17 protein-coding genes are annotated in these 16,123 nt (G+C 52.2%); 11 read left to right on the forward strand and 6 right to left on the reverse strand.

Features of this window, described 5'->3' with window-relative positions; translation table 11 throughout:
* Nucleotides 1-156 precede the first annotated feature (156 nt).
* From PHN51_03730 to PHN51_03745, 4 genes are all read left to right on the forward strand, one after another.
* The gene (locus PHN51_03730) at nt 157-483 is read left to right on the forward strand and encodes a hypothetical protein (protein ID MDD2817890.1); all 327 of its coding nucleotides are present in this window, start codon (nt 157-159) and stop codon (nt 481-483) included.
* A gap of 42 nt (nt 484-525) precedes the next feature.
* The gene (locus tag PHN51_03735) at nt 526-1,080 is read left to right on the forward strand and encodes an HPP family protein (protein ID MDD2817891.1); all 555 of its coding nucleotides are present in this window, start codon (nt 526-528) and stop codon (nt 1,078-1,080) included.
* A 106-nt stretch (nt 1,081-1,186) separates the two neighbouring features.
* Complete coding sequence (locus tag PHN51_03740) at nt 1,187-2,200, forward strand: DUF2889 domain-containing protein (protein MDD2817892.1); 1,014 nt, start codon at nt 1,187-1,189, stop codon at nt 2,198-2,200.
* Nucleotides 2,201-2,225: 25 nt separating this feature from the next.
* Nucleotides 2,226-2,549 carry a hypothetical protein gene (locus tag PHN51_03745; GenBank protein ID MDD2817893.1) on the forward strand — a complete coding sequence of 108 codons (324 nt, stop codon included), beginning with the start codon at nt 2,226-2,228 and terminating at the stop codon, nt 2,547-2,549.
* Here the strand turns inward: PHN51_03745 and PHN51_03750 are convergent.
* Genes PHN51_03750 through trmB form a run of 3 tightly spaced genes read right to left on the reverse strand, consistent with a single transcriptional unit; the run spans nt 2,521 to nt 5,088 of the window.
* Nucleotides 2,521-3,402, reverse strand: a complete 882-nt coding sequence (locus tag PHN51_03750) for an acyl-CoA thioesterase II (protein ID MDD2817894.1) — start codon at nt 3,400-3,402, stop codon at nt 2,521-2,523. The genes PHN51_03745 and PHN51_03750 overlap by 29 nt on opposite strands.
* Nucleotides 3,403-3,448: 46 nt before the next feature.
* Complete coding sequence (locus PHN51_03755) at nt 3,449-4,384, reverse strand: aldo/keto reductase (GenBank protein ID MDD2817895.1); 936 nt, start codon at nt 4,382-4,384, stop codon at nt 3,449-3,451.
* A 41-nt stretch (nt 4,385-4,425) separates the two neighbouring features.
* On the reverse strand, nt 4,426-5,088 hold the full coding sequence (trmB, locus tag PHN51_03760; GenBank protein MDD2817896.1) for a tRNA (guanosine(46)-N7)-methyltransferase TrmB: 663 nt from the start codon (nt 5,086-5,088) through the stop codon (nt 4,426-4,428).
* 84 nt (nt 5,089-5,172) lie between these two features.
* Between trmB and PHN51_03765 the strand changes: the two genes are divergently transcribed.
* The 3 genes from PHN51_03765 (at nt 5,173) to PHN51_03775 (ending at nt 10,539) form a co-directional block, all read left to right on the forward strand.
* Nucleotides 5,173-7,401: a heavy metal translocating P-type ATPase gene (locus tag PHN51_03765; GenBank protein ID MDD2817897.1), complete on the forward strand. Its 2,229-nt coding sequence runs from the start codon at nt 5,173-5,175 to the stop codon at nt 7,399-7,401.
* Between the two features lie 4 nt (nt 7,402-7,405).
* Nucleotides 7,406-8,554, forward strand: a complete 1,149-nt coding sequence (locus tag PHN51_03770; protein ID MDD2817898.1) for an aminotransferase class I/II-fold pyridoxal phosphate-dependent enzyme — start codon at nt 7,406-7,408, stop codon at nt 8,552-8,554.
* Between the two features lie 158 nt (nt 8,555-8,712).
* Complete coding sequence (locus tag PHN51_03775; protein MDD2817899.1) at nt 8,713-10,539, forward strand: phosphoenolpyruvate carboxykinase (GTP); 1,827 nt, start codon at nt 8,713-8,715, stop codon at nt 10,537-10,539.
* A 63-nt stretch (nt 10,540-10,602) separates the two neighbouring features.
* Here the strand turns inward: PHN51_03775 and argF are convergent, their stop codons facing one another.
* The gene (gene argF, locus PHN51_03780) at nt 10,603-11,589 is read right to left on the reverse strand and encodes an ornithine carbamoyltransferase (GenBank protein ID MDD2817900.1); all 987 of its coding nucleotides are present in this window, start codon (nt 11,587-11,589) and stop codon (nt 10,603-10,605) included.
* A 44-nt stretch (nt 11,590-11,633) separates the two neighbouring features.
* Nucleotides 11,634-12,005, reverse strand: a complete 372-nt coding sequence (locus tag PHN51_03785; GenBank protein MDD2817901.1) for a WhiB family transcriptional regulator — start codon at nt 12,003-12,005, stop codon at nt 11,634-11,636.
* A 101-nt stretch (nt 12,006-12,106) separates the two neighbouring features.
* Between PHN51_03785 and PHN51_03790 the strand changes: the two genes are divergently transcribed.
* The 4 genes from PHN51_03790 to PHN51_03805 all read left to right on the forward strand — a co-directional run bounded on the left by PHN51_03790 (nt 12,107) and on the right by PHN51_03805 (nt 14,674).
* Nucleotides 12,107-12,376 carry a DUF3039 domain-containing protein gene (locus tag PHN51_03790; GenBank protein ID MDD2817902.1) on the forward strand — a complete coding sequence of 90 codons (270 nt, stop codon included), beginning with the start codon at nt 12,107-12,109 and terminating at the stop codon, nt 12,374-12,376.
* 10 nt (nt 12,377-12,386) lie between these two features.
* Nucleotides 12,387-13,274 (forward strand): transporter substrate-binding domain-containing protein, encoded by an 888-nt coding sequence (locus PHN51_03795; protein MDD2817903.1) that lies wholly within the window; start codon nt 12,387-12,389, stop codon nt 13,272-13,274.
* A 110-nt stretch (nt 13,275-13,384) separates the two neighbouring features.
* Complete coding sequence (locus PHN51_03800) at nt 13,385-13,972, forward strand: DUF308 domain-containing protein (protein ID MDD2817904.1); 588 nt, start codon at nt 13,385-13,387, stop codon at nt 13,970-13,972.
* A gap of 54 nt (nt 13,973-14,026) precedes the next feature.
* Entirely contained in the window at nt 14,027-14,674 is a 648-nt protein-coding gene (locus PHN51_03805; GenBank protein ID MDD2817905.1) for a helix-turn-helix domain-containing protein, read from the forward strand.
* Nucleotides 14,675-14,681: 7 nt separating this feature from the next.
* Here the strand turns inward: PHN51_03805 and dacB are convergent, their stop codons facing one another.
* Nucleotides 14,682-16,088, reverse strand: a complete 1,407-nt coding sequence (gene dacB, locus PHN51_03810) for a D-alanyl-D-alanine carboxypeptidase/D-alanyl-D-alanine-endopeptidase (protein ID MDD2817906.1) — start codon at nt 16,086-16,088, stop codon at nt 14,682-14,684.
* Nucleotides 16,089-16,123 lie beyond the last annotated feature (35 nt).

Here is a 16,123-nt window from a genome sequence, read left to right on the forward strand (position 1 = left end):
ATCTCCTTAACGAAAGACGTGGCGGACAGTGTGTCCTTCACGCGGTAAAGCCGCATCACGCCTTCGTCCTCATGGGATGTGGTGCTGATATGTCTGTACCTATTGAGGAGTCTTCCCTACAAATGGTGATTTACCTAACGGCAGGGTCCACTTTGTGTGAATTCTGTGGAAACTTTGCCGTTTTCCTCAGGGATTTCTGGCTTTTCAGAGCTTTTTGAGGCAATCAGTCCAGATCAACGCTTATTTTTCCACGCCATAACGCCAAATTTCGATACGCCAGACATGAGCGAAATAGCACTCAAAAATGAACCAACACTCAAAATCGAGCCGAATGAACCCACGCTGCCAATTGAGAAGGCCGATCCAAATGAGCCAATGCTCAAAATGGAATTCTTCGATCCAATACTTAAGAGCGAATTCTCAGACGCAACACTGAATCGTGAGTTGGACATAGGTCCACACTATTTGGGCCGAGAGGAATAATTTCCACCAGGTGCATTAAGTGATCTGACTTAAGATCGGGGTATGTCACAGCAGCGGTCGCGTCGATTTGCTCGACCCTTGCGCGTACATCCAGTTGTTGATTTGAGTCAACGTAAGCCGGTAAAACGCGCGTTGGCGTTAGCCTCAGTTGAGACTTTGGGCTTGGGTGTTCTTTTTCTTCTTTACTGGTTACTAGATATTCGCGACAGTGTTCTTGCGCCATTAATGTTTCCGCCAGTGGTGAGTTTCTTGTTAGTGCTCGCTACATCGAGTTCCCCTATTTCGCGCCCACTACGCATCATCACCGCCTACATAGTTGCTGGAACCGTTGGTGTGATTTTCGCTGAACTTCCTGGGCCAATATTTGTTGAAGCGGTGATCGCGGGGGGCATCACCATGTTTTGTATGCACTTGCTGGGAGCCTTTCATGCACCTGCAACCGCGATTCCACTCATGTTGGTGCTGACCTTTACTACGGGAACAACCACGCTCATTGCGCTGCCGCTGCTCGTCCTTCTCGCGTGCATGGTGGTGTTTCTCGCGTGGGGTGCACATCGCATCCTTGGCGACGCTGACTATCCACAAACATGGTGGTAGCAAGCTTTCAGCCAAAGCACTTGTCCTTGGCTTGGAGTTCAGTCAAACTGCGAACGTAGTAAATCTGTTGGTACTCCGATAGACCGGATCAAGAGAGGGAACGCCAATGACCATCGTTGTGCCCCTTGAGCTCCACCCCAAGGGGCCTGCGGTTGCTGCTCCGGTTCGTCGCCCGGGTTCAATCCGGCGGACGTCGACAATCGACAGCATTTGGCCAAATGGAATGGAAGCCAATCGCGAGGTTGTTGGTCGATCAAGGGATCTCTTGACTCCAAGTGATGGCAGTGAGCCCATCGTCCTCGCGGAAGATGCGTTGTTTGCCACAGTCGCTCCTGATCGCGGCATCGTGGCAATGGAGTCTGTGCCACCTCGCGAGGCAATCAAAGTTCTGGTTGGTGCGACTGGAGGCAGTAACTCACGTGGGCGCGTTGTAGCCGCGGTTCCTGAAGAAGTCGCTGCAGGGACACCGCTGTACTTATTGCTCGATGATTTATCTGGAGCAACATTGGTAGGCAGTGTCGCGTTACGTTTCTGGCAAACACCTGAAGAACTCGACGCGCAGATGAAGAAGATGGAAGCTGTCATGGGCAAGCGCGTGATGCAAGGCATCTGCGCTGGATTCGCACCAGGTTCAACGGCATTGAATGAAGACGGAACAAACAGAACCATGGGGGATACCAAGCCAGTTCCTGATATTGACAATCCATCGGATCCTTGGGCTTGGCATGCATTAACTTCTCCAACGCAAGCATCACACCGACGATCACGCCGCATTGATATCTGGCTGGAAGATGGTGTTGTTTGTATCGAAGCCTTTTTTCAAGATTCGTACACCTCGCCTGAAGGTCAGCGCCATGCAGTTCATGAATATGAAGTTTCTGCAACGGCAGATCCAGTGAGTGGAAATGTTCTTTCCATATCTGCAGATCCCCGTGTGCTGCCACACTACGAATGCCCAATGGCGACGCTTTCGGTTGGTCGGATGGTCGGTCAACCTTTGCGCAATTTCCGAGATTCAGTTAACGAAAAACTGCCTGGTACCGATGGGTGCACGCACATGAATGACACTCTTCGATCAATGGCGGAAGTGCCAGTGCTCGTTGCGCATCTGCCGTTGTAATGTCATTGCGCATTAGATTGACGCCATGGCTCAGTTGGTTCGCATTGCAGCGTCATTAGAAGTACACCTATCTCGGTGGGAGAAGTTAGGTGCTGTGCATGGCAATCTCGTGATTCCTGAATCACATGTACTGGCCGTTGAATATGTGGAAGATCTTTGGATTCATTTGCGAGGAGTTCGTGCCCCGGGCACAGGATTCCCAGGAAAAATCATGCTCGGAACCACACGCTTTCGCGGTGGTAAAGATTTCTGTGCGGTCTACAAGCATCGTCCTGGCTACATCGTGAATCTTGTCGATGAAGAATTTCAACGACTGTTGATCACGACTTCTTGCGTTGACCTCGAATAAGGGATTCCTGAACAACAGAAGCAATGAGCGTGCCCTCAGGGTTGTAAAACAAGCCACGCGCAAGCCCATGGCCCCCGCGTGCAACTGGGGTGTCTTGAGCAAACAGCAGCCACTCGTCTGTTCGTATTGGTGCGTGGAACCAAACAGCATGGTCGATTGATGCCATTTGAAGCTGCGGGCGCATATGGGCATTGGGACTTAAAGCAGTTGGGACCATGGTGAGGTCTGAGAGATATGTGAGAGCACACGCTTGAGTCAGTGGATCATTTGGCAATTCTTCCAAGATTCGCACCCAAGCCATCCGCTCATATCGCCCGTCGTGCATCTCAACTGATTTCTCAGGATTAAATAATCGCAAATCGATCCAGCGATGAGGCTTGCGAGACTTTTTAGGACCGTCACGATCCTCAAACTCTGGATCCATGTGTGGATCGCTCGTACCCTCTTCAGGAGGTGGGGCAAGTGGTTGAACGAATTGATGCTCTGGCCCCCAGTCATCAACTGAAAATGATGCGGTCATCATGAAGATAGTTTCGCCATTTTGAATAGCTCGCACGATGCGCGAGGAAAATGATCCGCCATCTCTAGGACGCTCAACTAGGTAGGTGATGTGGTCTTGGCTGCTCCCCGGTCGCAGAAAGTATCCATGCAACGAGTGGACGTGCCTTTGTGGATCCTCCACAGTCAAGCCTGCAGCCATAAGGGATTGTGCAGCTACTTGACCACCATAGGTACGAATGGGCCCGCCGTTATTTGCAATTCCGCTAAAAATATCTCGATCGATGCGTTGCAATTGAAGTTGCTGCGCAAAGTCTGCTGATGCATTTTCCGATGAGTCATGCGGGGTATTCATATACCAACTCTATTCAGTGCAAAATGCGACATTAATTTTGGAGCAATCAAATGGATGAAACAGCGCTGAGTCGTGTGAGCTCGTCATCAGATAAGTCGAAGTTCGCCATCGGGAGAAGTTCCTTGAGCTGATCAAGCGTGCGAGCGCTTGCAATTGGTGCACCAATAGTTGGCTGCGCTTTGAGCCAGGATAAGGCAACGGTTGCGAGCGGAACTTGATGTTGTGCCGCCACATCATCAAGGGCGGCAAGGATTTGCAATCCTCGGTCATCAAGAAGTTTTTCTGCGTTTGACGCTCTCACGCTTTCTACGCTGATGCCAGGTCGATATTTTCCTGTAAGAAAGCCGCGGGCTAGTCCGTAGTAGGGAACATGAGTTATTCCCGACTGCGCGGCGATGTCGCGCATCGAAGTTTCATACTCTGCCCGATTGATGAGGTTGTAATTATTTTGCAGCACTGAATACTGAGTTAGTCCGTTGCTGGCGGATGTTGCTACTGATTCCTGAAGGCGATCGGGAGTGAAATTCGAGGCGCCCAGATAACGCACCTTTCCGCTGTGCACCAATGCATCGAACGCATTCAGAGTGTCAATAATTGGTGTTGACGGATCATCACGGTGGGCATACAAGAGATCGATCCGGTCGGTTTGCAGCCGCGTGAGGCATTCTTCGGTAGCGATTCTTATGTTCTCTGGCGAAAGACCTGGACGTGTTGTCAGGCTGCTCACTTTTGTGGCAATGGTCATGTGATCGCGATTACCACGATCTTTCATCCACTCGCCAATGAGCGTTTCAGATTCGCCACCGATATGACCTGGTAACCATTCGGAGTAGACATCGGCAGTGTCAATGAAATTTCCACCAGCGGCTGCATAGGCGTCAAGGATCTCAAATGTTGCTTCTCGATCGGCCGTCCATCCAAAAACATTGCCACCCAAACACAATGGAAAAACATCAAGAGTCGTGTTGCCAAGAATCGCCATAAGTCTGATGGTGCCTTACTTCTTTGTTTCGTGTGATGGATTTAGGTTCGTTGGAATTCGAAATCATTGATTACTCGATCATGTGACAGCCCTATAGATTCGTAATGAGTAATGGGGCGCCACTTCGGGCGTTCAATTTTCCCACCGGTCCATTTCGGTTGCGCAGCCATGATTTCTTCAATGTGCTCGGCGTATGGCTCCCAGTCTGTGGCAATGTTCCAGGTTCCGCCCGGTCGTAGGCGACTGGCGATCAGGGCAATGCGCTCAGGTTGCACTAGGCGGCGTTTGTGATGTCGAGCCTTTGGCCATGGGTCTGGGAAAAAGCTTCGAACTCCGGCCAGGCTTTCAGGTGCGATGCAATTTTCTAAGAGTTCGATGGCATCGCCTTCGATGACAAAGAGATTGGTGATTCCCTCTTCATGGATGCGAGCAAGTAAGTCGCCGACTCCAGGCGTATGAACGTCAATGGCAATAAAGCCGGTTTCAGGCTGCGCTGCGGCCATAGCTGCGGTGGTTACCCCGGTGCCAAAGCCAATCTCCAAAACCACAGTCTTGTCACCGAACAGAGATGTCAGGTCAATTGGTTTGTGTGCATCGAGAAGAAAAGGGCTGTTTTCCGTTAGAGCCCGGGCCTGACGCTCGGTGATGCGCCCGCGCCTAGGTTTAAAGGTGCGGATGCGCGGATGGTGGTTCTCGGCACTCACGCAAGGATTCCTTTTCTCATAGTGGTGAAAGTATGCTGATCAGAGTAAGTGGCTCACCAATCGCCACGAAAGTAGGTAGATTCAATGAGTAAGACCCAAGAAATCGATCTTCCCGTCATTGGAATGACCTGCACGGCTTGTGCTCGTCACATTGAAAATCGCCTGAACACATTGCCGGGCGTAACAGCATCTGTGAATTACGCGACGGAATCTGCCCATGTGAGCGTTGATGGTGATGTCTCTGTCGGCGCCCTGGTGCAAGCAGTACGCGATGCCGGGTACGACGCCGTATCGCCGGATTCAGGTGTGAGCTTCGAAGAAGCCATCATTCATGAGGCCAAAAGTATGAAGCTGCATTTCTGGGTGTCGTTTGCCTTTGCGGTTCCGGTCGTTGTGCTTTCGATGATTCCTGCTCTGCAGTTTGATGGTTGGCAGTGGGTAGTTTTTGCGTTGACGTTGCCCATAGTTTTCTGGGGTGCTTGGCCGTTTCATCGAGCGACGTTGCTGAATATTCGTCATGCCACAGCAACTATGGACACTTTGATCACCTTAGGAATCGCTGCTGCCTTTGGGTGGAGTTGTTGGGCGTTGTTCTGGGGTGGCGCTGGAGCTATTGGTTACTCGGATTCTCATGGCATGGGTGAGATGAGCGGGGGCATGAGTGTTCCCGCGCTGTACTTCGAGGTTGCTGCTGCAGTGCCTGTGTTTGTTCTGGCGGGGCGTTGGTTTGAATCACGAGCTAAACGTCGATCAAGTGCTGCGATTCGATCCTTGGTTTCTCTGCAACTTTCTGAAGCCACGTTGATTCGCGATGGGGTTGAATCCCAAGTGCAACTTGATGCGCTGCGGGTCGGCGATGAATTTGTTGTGCGTCCTGGTGAACGCATTGCCACAGATGGCGTTGTTGTTACGGGTATGAGCGCGGTTGATGAAGCTCTGCTCACAGGTGAATCAGTGCCAGTGCAAGTTGCGCCAGGGACTGCAGTTGTTGGCGCGACAGTGAACCTTGATGGCCGTTTGATTGTGCGCGCTACTGGTGTTGGTGCGCAGACGAAACTTGCACAAATCGCTGAACTTGTGGTGGCAGCGCAATCTGGAAAAGCTCCAATTCAGCGTCTGGCAGATCGTGTTTCTGCAGTCTTTGTGCCTGCCGTTCTTGGTATCGCAATCATCACGTGGATTGCTTGGTTCATTTCAACGCAGGATTCACAGAAGGCGTTTACATCAGCCGTTGCTGTGTTAATCATTGCCTGCCCTTGTGCGCTTGGTCTTGCCACACCCATTGCATTGCTTGTGGGTACTGGTCGCGGCGCACGGATGGGCATTGTTATCCGCGGTCCAGAAACTCTGGAACTCAGTCGACATGTCAATGTGATGTTGCTGGATAAGACAGGCACAATCACTACGGGTCAGGTCAAGGTTCAGCAGCTGATGAGCGCTCCGAACGTTACCGAATCGGAAGTGGTTGCTATCGCTGGTTCCGTCGAACAGCTGAGTGAGCACCCTCTGGCGCGCGCGATTGCGTCGATGGAATTCGTTCCGGTTGATGTTTTTGAATTCTTGAATTTCCCCGGACTCGGTGCTCGAGCCACCATCGATGGTCAGCAGGTGAGTGTCGGAAGGCCGAGCTGGGTTCTTGAAAACGCTGGTGGCTTGAGTCCCGATTGGTTTGAGGAAGCGATGCAAGTTGCGGGGGAGAGCGGCCTAGCAGTCGTAGCTATTGCACGTGACTTCGAAATCATCGGACTCATTTCACTTTCCGACACTGTGCGTGACACAAGTGCGGATGCTATTCATGCTCTGCGGGCACTCAATGTTCGTCCGGTGCTACTAAGCGGCGATAACTCACGAGTGGCCCAAGCCGTTGCGTCTCAGGTGGGTATCGATGAAGTGATTGCGGATGTACATCCAGAGGGCAAGGTGCAAGCAGTTATTGAGCGTCAAGCATTGGGTCTTGTCGTTGCAATGGTTGGCGATGGAATCAACGACGCGGCAGCGCTTGCACAGTCAGATCTTGGATTAGCAATGAGTTCAGGTTCGGATATCGCAATCGAGGCAAGTGACATCACCTTGGTTCGAAACGATCTCGTCGCTGCGGTTGATGCTTTGCGGCTTTCGCGAAGCACCTTGCGAGTGATTAAAGGAAACCTCTTTTGGGCCTTTGCCTACAACGTCGCGATGATTCCACTCGCTGCCTTTGGGTTACTGAGCCCAATGTTAGCTGGAGCGGCAATGGCTTTCTCCTCTGTTTTTGTCGTTGCGAATTCGTTGCGGTTGCGTCGTTTCAAGTCGTTGGCTCGTGTGACATCCTGATCAGGTGAGCCAATTCTCGTATGAGTCGTTAGATCAACTGCGAACTCGCCAAAGCGTCAAATGGCGTGCCTACGATGCTGATGTCATTCCAGCTTGGGTTGCCGAAATGGATTTCACTTTGGCTGAGCCCATCGCGAAGGTGCTCACGGATGCCATTAGTCGCTCAGACACCGGTTATGCGTGGACGAGTGATTTGGGAGTCGCGCTCTCAGCATTTGCACAACAACGCTGGCAATGGAGTGTTGATCCCAAGTGTGTAATACCGGTGGCCGATGTTTTGACCGGCGTCGGACATGTGTTGCTGGCGTTAACTCAGCCAGGGGACTCTGTCGTGATTACCAGCCCGGTCTATCCGCCGTTTTTTACAACAGTCACAACAGTTGCACATTGCGAAGTGGTCGATGTCCCATTAGTAGATGTTGACGGTCGCTATACCTTCAATCGAGAAGCAATGCGTGAAGCCTTTAGTCGACCTGAAGTCACAGCCTTCTTGGCGTGTAGTCCGCATAACCCCACTGGTCGAGTGTTTGATCGCGATGAGATGTCATTCATCGCGCAGATCGCTCAAGAATTTTCTGTGCTGGTCGTATCAGATGAAATCCATGCTCCGATGACTCATCACGCATATGAATTTATCCCTTACTTATCGGTGGCTGGAGAAACACCCGCAGTCTCCGTAATTTCAGCTTCGAAAGCTTGGAATATTGCTGGCTTGAAATGCGCACAAGTAGTAGCCAACAGCAAAGAACTCCATGCAACCTTGCATCAACGCATTCCACTTGAAGTGCAGCATGGAGCCGGGCACTTAGGTGTGTTAGCTGCGCAAGCGGCATATTTTGATGGAACGCTTTGGCTCGATGAGATGTTGACGCATCTTGACAAGCAACAAGCATTACTTGGTGAGCTTCTGAGCGCACATCTGCCGATGGTGAGCTATGTCCAACCACAAGCGTCCTACCTGGCATGGCTAGATTTCCGTGCGCTGAACCTAGAAGTGGATCCAGCAGCGATGTTCTTGGAGAAGGCCAGGATTGCCCTCAACCCAGGTCCATCCTTTGGGCCGACGGGGCCTGGATTTGCCCGATTGAATTTTGCGACGTCTCCTGAAATTTTGACTCGAGTTATTGAGCAGATGGCGGCGGCTGTCCGATAGGTCCAAATGGCGTGCGTCCAACGTGAGCCGCACCACGTTTTTGGACGTAAAACCTGTGCACTTAGTCACAAGAGAACGTTTGCATGGCGTCCGCGGGCATTTCGCTGGGAAAAAGGGAGCATCCTTGGCTCTGTTCAGTAACTCAACGAGGAGTGTTCATGTCGATTCCCGGTCTCGAGAATCCCCCAACCCGCAATAAGAAACTTATTCAGTGGGTCGAAGAGGTTGCAGCGCTAACCCAGCCAGCTCGGGTGGAGTGGTGCGATGGTTCACAAGAAGAGTGGGATCGCCTGACCCAGCAAATGGTCGATGCGGGCACGTTCATTCGTCTGAACCCTGAGATTCGTCCGAATTCATTTTTGGCACGCTCAAGCCCAAGCGATGTCGCTCGCGTTGAAGACCGCACCTTCATCTGTTCAGAAAATGAAATAGATGCTGGTCCAACAAATAACTGGGCAGCACCTGCTGAGATGCGCGAAAAGATGAATGGTCTGTTCGCTGGCGCAATGCGCGGGCGCACGATGTATGTCATTCCGTTCTCAATGGGCCCACTTGGATCACCAATTGCTCAGCTCGGTGTTGAAATTTCTGACTCGCCATATGTCGTGGCAAGCATGCGCATCATGACCCGCATGGGCAAGGGCGCACTCGACATCATTGGTGAGAACGGTGATTTCGTTCCCGCTATTCACACAGTTGGTTACCCACTTGTTGATGAAGCAGGCAATAAGCGCGATGACATCGCGTGGCCATGCAATGACACCAAGTACATCGTTCACTACCCAGAGACCCATGAGATTTGGTCATACGGTTCCGGATACGGTGGCAACGCGCTCCTCGGTAAGAAGTGCTTCGCGCTTCGCATTGCATCAGCAATGGCACGCGATGAAGGCTGGCTTGCTGAGCACATGCTCATTTTGAAGCTCACCTCACCAAAGGGCAGCGTTCGTTATGTCACCGCTGCATTCCCTTCTGCGTGTGGCAAGACCAACCTCGCAATGCTTCAACCAACCATTCCAGGTTGGAAGGTTGAAACTGTTGGTGACGACATTGCATGGATGCGCTTTGGCGCTGACGGTCGTTTGTACGCAATCAACCCAGAAGCTGGTTTCTTCGGAGTTGCACCTGGTACAGGTATGGACACCAACGCGAACGCAGTTGCCAGCCTTGACGCAAACTGCATCTTCACCAACGTTGCGTTAACCGATGATGGCGACATCTGGTGGGAAGGTCTCACCGCTGAGGCACCTGCACACTTGATCGACTGGAAGGGCAATGACTGGACTCCAGCTTCTGAGGAGCCATCAAGCCATCCAAACTCACGTTTCGCAGCACCTGCTAATCAATGTCCGTCAATCGCACCTAACTGGGAAGACCCAGCAGGCGTGCCAATTGATGCAATGTTGTTCGGTGGGCGTCGTGCAACCAACGTTCCACTGGTCACCGAATCCTTCGATTGGAACAACGGCGTATTTGTTGGTTCAACCGTTTCGTCAGAAATGACTGCAGCAGCAGTGGGCGGCATGGGTCAGTTGCGTCGCGACCCATTCGCAATGCTTCCATTCTGTGGCTACAACATGGCTGATTACTGGGGTCACTGGCTCAAGGTTGGTGCAGCTACCTCGCCTGAGAAGTTGCCTCGCATTTACTCAGTCAACTGGTTCCGCAAGGATGCCAATGGCAAGTTCATGTGGCCTGGTTACGGCGAAAACTCACGGGTTCTTGAGTGGATCGTTCGCCGTCTCGACGGTGAAGCTGATGCTGTTGAAACAGCAATTGGTCGTGTACCTGTTGCCGGTGATCTCAACGTTGATGGTCTTGAAATTTCAGCGGAAAATCTTGCAGATCTCTTCGCGATTGATCCAACAACCTGGATGGCTGAAGCTGACCTCACCGAGGAGTACTACAACCAGTTCGGCGACCATGTTCCTGCAGAACTTCGTTCGCAGCTTGCAGGTTTGCGCGACCGCCTCGCACAGGCATAACTTTTAGAGCAATAAGTAAAGGCCCGGAGCGAACGCTCTGGGCCTTTACTTATGTTCGAAGCATTAACTCAAGGTTGCAACGAGTAGCGCCTTGATGGTGTGCATCCGGTTCTCTGCTTGATCAAACACAATACTTGCGGATGATTCAAAGACTTCATCAGTCACTTCAACGCCATCAAGTAAACCGAATTGGTCGGCAATTTGGCGGCCGATTGCAGTGTTTTGATCGTGGTAAGCAGGCAAACAGTGCATGAATTTCGCATTATTCGCATGCGACATCAACATTGAGTCGATGCGGTACGGGCGAAGGAGTTCAACGCGCTCATCCCAGACTTCCTTTGGTTCTCCCATGGAAACCCAAACATCAGTGTGAACGAAATCAACGCCAGCTAAACCATCAGCAACATCTTCGGTAAGCGTAAGTATTGCCCCGCTGTCATTGGCACGTGCTTGCGCAAGGTCTTGAATTTCTTGGTCGGGCCACAAGCTGCGCGGTGCGACGATGCGCACATCGGACCCCATGATTGCGCCCATCATCAATAGTGAGTTACCCATGTTGTAACGCGCATCGCCAACATATGCGTAGCGCAGCGAACCTGTTGCAGGTGCGTGTTCTTGCATGGTCAAAAAGTCGGCCAACATTTGCGTTGGATGCCAGCGGTCAGTGAGTCCGTTAAAAACAGGAACATTTGAGTTTTCGGCAAGGGCCAACACAGTTGCGTGATCTGCACCGCGATATTCGATGCCGTCGAACCAGCGATCGAGTACGCGAGCAGTGTCCGCGATTGATTCCTTGTGGCCAATTTGCGAACTTGCAGGATCCAGGAGAGTGGTGTGACCGCCCTGATCCTTCATCGCAATTTCAAAAGCGATACGGGTACGAGTGGAGGTCTTTTCAAAAATCAGCGCAAGGTGCTTGCCGACGAGATGCTGGGTTTCAGTTCCAGCCTTGTTGTCGGCTTTCAATTGCGCAGCAAGGTCGAGGAGCCCTTGAAGTTCTTGCGCACTGAAGTCGGATTCCTGGAGGAAGTCGCGATTGATGAGGTTCACCCCACGAACGCTAGTGCCTTCCTGAGGGCTCAGGCTCAATTGGGTTACGCAATCCCAAGTGCTCGGGGTGACACGGCGGCTGCGATTTCTTTTGCTGCTGCCTGTGATCCTTCCCCGGGCCGACGCGGGTAACAATTTGCGGTCAGGCGAGCATAAATTTGTTCGCGTTCATCCTCAGAAAGTCCGCCCCACACGCCATAGGGCTCACGCGCACGCACGGCATAGTCGGCGCAATCTAAACGAACGGTGCATCCCGCGCACACCACTTTTGCTGCACGATCGCGCTTGACCCGAGAACTACCACGCTCGTTTTGGGGGTGGAAGAACAGCAACGGGTCAGCGTTTCGACAGGAACCGTGGTCCTGCCAATACCAAGTGGAATCGTGTGGGACCTGGGCGAGAGGTTGCTGTGGCATACCTCAAACGTAGAAGCGAGTCCACTGGAGATCCAAGGTCCAAAGTCCTCTTTGTCGTAGTCCTAGGGCCTACACGTGAGTAAACACTTAGAATTGTGTCCATGACCACGCCTTTGGATACGCCGAGTTTGTCAGGTGGGACGCTGCTCGAAGAAGACACCCGTCTGAGTAACGACGATGGTGATCATGAGCGCTTCGCCCATTACGTGGAGAAGGCCAAGATTGTGGAGAGTGCGGTAACCGGAACGCCGGTGAAAGCACTGTGTGGCAAGACGTGGATTCCAGGGCGTGATCCATCTAAGTTCCCGATCTGTCCTGACTGCCAGAAGATTCATCAAGGCTTACCTCCAGGTGGCGGTTCCGATTCATAATCGAATCCACTTGAACCGACGAGTTGCTGCCAGCCTGATCGCTCTGATTGGGTCAGCCCTCGTCCTTGAAGCATGTAGCGCACAAGAACAAGTTGCGATACCAGCGATAACGGCTTCCTCTGACGCTATTGAAGGAGCACTGTTCGCAACAGGTGACTGCGCACCGGCAAATCTCACAACCAGAGATGCAGGGCATCTCAATGTTGGATATGCGCAACCCAAACCCTTGTATTTCATTGACCGCTCACCAGCAGATCCAGTGGGCTTTGAAGTTGCGGTCGTCAATGCAATAGCGCGAGCGCTGGGTTTTGATTCCAATCAAGTGCAGTGGAAAAAAGTGTCGTCGGCACAGCTCGTTACGCCAACGCGTCAGGATCTTGATTTTGGGATAGGTCAAGTTGCATCGTCCGAAGTGAGCGCCGGGATTCTTCAGAGCTTGCCTTACCTCAAAGAACAGCACGTGTTGCTCGCTCGCCCAAATACTTCGCTCGCCAACGTCACAAGTGCAGCGGCACTGCAAGGATCAAATTTGGGTGTAGTCAAAGGCAGCTCGAGTGACACCTATGTTGCCGATGTGCTCAAGCTTGAGTCATTGGCCTATCCCTCAAATAACATCCTGAAATCTGCAATGCGCGATCACCACATCAACGGCATGGTGGTTCCCCTTGACCAGGTAATGCCAGTACTGAGCACCTTTAATGGTGAACTCGTGGTCGTGGGACTCTTCGATCCGGCCCGGTCCGCACCAAAGTACGTGCTCACCATGATCCCGGGTGATCCACTCATCACCTGTGTGAATCTGGTCCTTGAGAACATGATGCAGACCGGTCAATTGGCGAACCTGCAGGCCAATTGGTTCACCACCGGGGTAAATCGCACACTTTCGACAAAAGTGTAGGGATTTTTCACTGCTAGTTTGGCGTGGGAAGGCCGTGGGTTCATTGAGCGACCCTACGATCGAAGTCACGTGCGCGATCCGCGCTATCTATAAAAATCAATGGAGGACGAATGTCTACAGTGGATTCAGTTACCGCTGAAGAAAATGAAGTGTTGTCAGCAATCGGACGCAACTGGTGGGTGTTGCTGTTTATCGGCATCGTAAGCCTCGCAGTTGGCATCTGGGCAGTTGCTGCTCCAGAAAAGGCGTTCAGCACGCTTTCCATCATCTTCGCAATTTGGCTTCTCGTTACCGGTGTATGGCAGGTTGTCCGTGCCTTCGCTTCAGGCCTAAGTGGCGGCGCTCGTGCGCTTTACCTCATCACCGGCATCTTGTCGCTGATTATTGGTTTCGTTTCATTGCGCTACTTCTTCAACCAAGACAGTGTGCTCCTTGCTGACTGGGTCTTCTCGATCTTCATCGGTGTGGGCTTCTTGATGCGCGGTTTCGCTGATCTCTTTGGCGGCATTGCAGCCAAGGGTCAGCCAGGTCGCGGTTGGACCATCTTTGCTGGCATCGTGATTCTTATCGGTGGCATTGTCATCCTGACCGCACCTTTGTCTGTGCTTGCACTCGCATGGGTTGTAGGAATCTGGTTGATCGTGATCGGTATTTTCGAAATCATCGCATCATTCTCAGTTCGTAAGGCTGCTGCGTAAGCATCACAGCTTGTAATGGCCCACGGCGACGCCGTGGGCCATTACATTTATCCCATGGCTGCAGAAACCTCACAAACGCTTGGTCGCGGCCTGCACGTACTTGAAGTTGTAGCTGAAGCTCCTGATGGTTTGACTGTTACTGAAATTTCCCATGCACTCGGCATTGGCCGAACCGTCGTTTACCGTCTCGTCGTCACCCTTGAGCAGCACGCATTTTTGCGTCGTTCTGCTGACGGTAAATGTCGCTTAGGTTTGGCGCTACTTTCTATGGGTCGCCAAGTGCAGCCTGTTGTGCGCGATGTTGCATTGCCAGCACTGCGCCTCCTGGCTGACGCCGTTGGTGCAACTGCACACCTCACCATTGTCGATGGTCTGGAAGCAGTTGCGGCTGTTGTGGTCGAGCCAAGTCGATCAGACGTGCATGTTGCCTACCGTGTTGGTTCCCGGCATCCACTTGAAGCAGGTGCGGCCGGTCGAGCCATTCTTGCTGCTCGCACGGCAGCGGGCCGACCACTTGACCCGCCTTGGATCTTGGCGACAAATGATGGTCCACAAGGTGCATATGGCATTGCTGCGCCGATCATTGCGGTACCTGGTTTAGAAGCCAGTGTCGGTGTGGTGTCGTTGCGTGAATTGCCAGAACTTGAAGTCGGGCCTCGAGTAGCTCGTGCTGCTGGTGAAATTAGTCGGGCGCTGCGCTAGCGAATTGTCACCAACAACCAGTAATGGTTGCTGCTAGACCATCAACGGCTTGCCTCGTGCGTAAAGGGATGACTCGTGTTGGTCGATGATTGACTAAGAACGAAAACACTTTTAACTGACCATCACCATCGTGTGTAGTCCCTGAAAGCGCGATGGTGTCGTGCAAAGTTCCTGTTTTTGCCCGAATATTGCCTTTAGCGCACAAGCTCGGTGCAGTGGTAAATCGATTGAACTTTGCTTTTAGCGTGCCATCAATGCCAGCGTTGGGCATCGCGCCAGAGTCGAACATAACTGCGAATCTCGCGGGATCAGTAGCGCTCACATAGCGGAGCACATTGGCCAAAGCAATTGCCGTGAGTCGATCACTGCGCGAAAGGCCACTGCCATCGTCAAGGCGAAGATCTGTGGTGTTGATTCCCAAACCTGACAGGCTTGCAACGGCTGCGTCAGATGCACCCTGCCAAGAACCTGGATGGCCAGTTGCAATGGCAACGTGACGGTAAAGATTTTCGGCAACGTTGTTTTCAGAATCGAGCAACATGATGTGAACTGCGTCAGCAACGGTATGTGGGCTTATTGATGCCAGAGGCGAAGTGCCTGCGGGAACGTCGACATGAGTTCCTCTTGATGCTTGGACACCAAGGTTATTGAGTGCGTTCATGAAGGTGTCAATGGCATGAATTGATGGTGTGCGCGAGTAATCGCCGTAGATAGCAAGAGGTGTCACGGGGGATACAACAGAGGGAACGTAACCCTTTGTCCAACCAGGTCCGTTTGTAGGCTCTGAAAACAAGTTGAGATCTGTGTCGATCACCACTGGCTGGGTGCGATCAAGGGTGGCAGCAAGGTTTGTCGCCAATGTCTTGAGATTCTTTTTCGAAAGTAGCGGATCGCCCCCACCTTGAAGAACCACGTGTCCAGCTTGAATACCTGGAAAAACTGCGGTGGTGAAGGTTTGGGTAGGAGACATTGTTGCGAGCGAATTTGTGGCGGTAATAATTTTCATATTCGAAGCCGGCAGCATGGGTTTGCTGGCATTGCGCGAGGCGATCACTCGCTGAGAATTCGCATCCATCACTACATAGGAAAGATCGGTACCGATGGCTTTGTTGCGCCAACGTTCGGTGAGTTTCTGGGCGATGGCTAGTTCGCCTGCTGAGTTTGAAGTTGCTGATGATGTTGGATTCGGAGCATTGACAGGTGGTGCGGTTGAGGTGGCGTTTGGAGTGCTTACGGCACCTGGCGTAACAAAGGTATCTGCGTAGGCAGGGAGTGAACCCACAGCAAGACTCAGTGCAATCATCATGAATAGCGCGAGAGCCTTGACTCGCGTTGTGCTGTACTCCATAAGTCCATCATGCGACACGTCGGTGAGATCGTCGGGATTCGGGTCTGGCGCGTCGATGGCGCACAATGGAGGCTCGTCTGAGTTGTTGGAGAAGCACTGTG

The sequence above is a fragment of the Candidatus Nanopelagicales bacterium genome (assembly GCA_028687755.1).
Lineage (GTDB): Bacteria > Actinomycetota > Actinomycetes > S36-B12 > S36-B12 > UBA11398.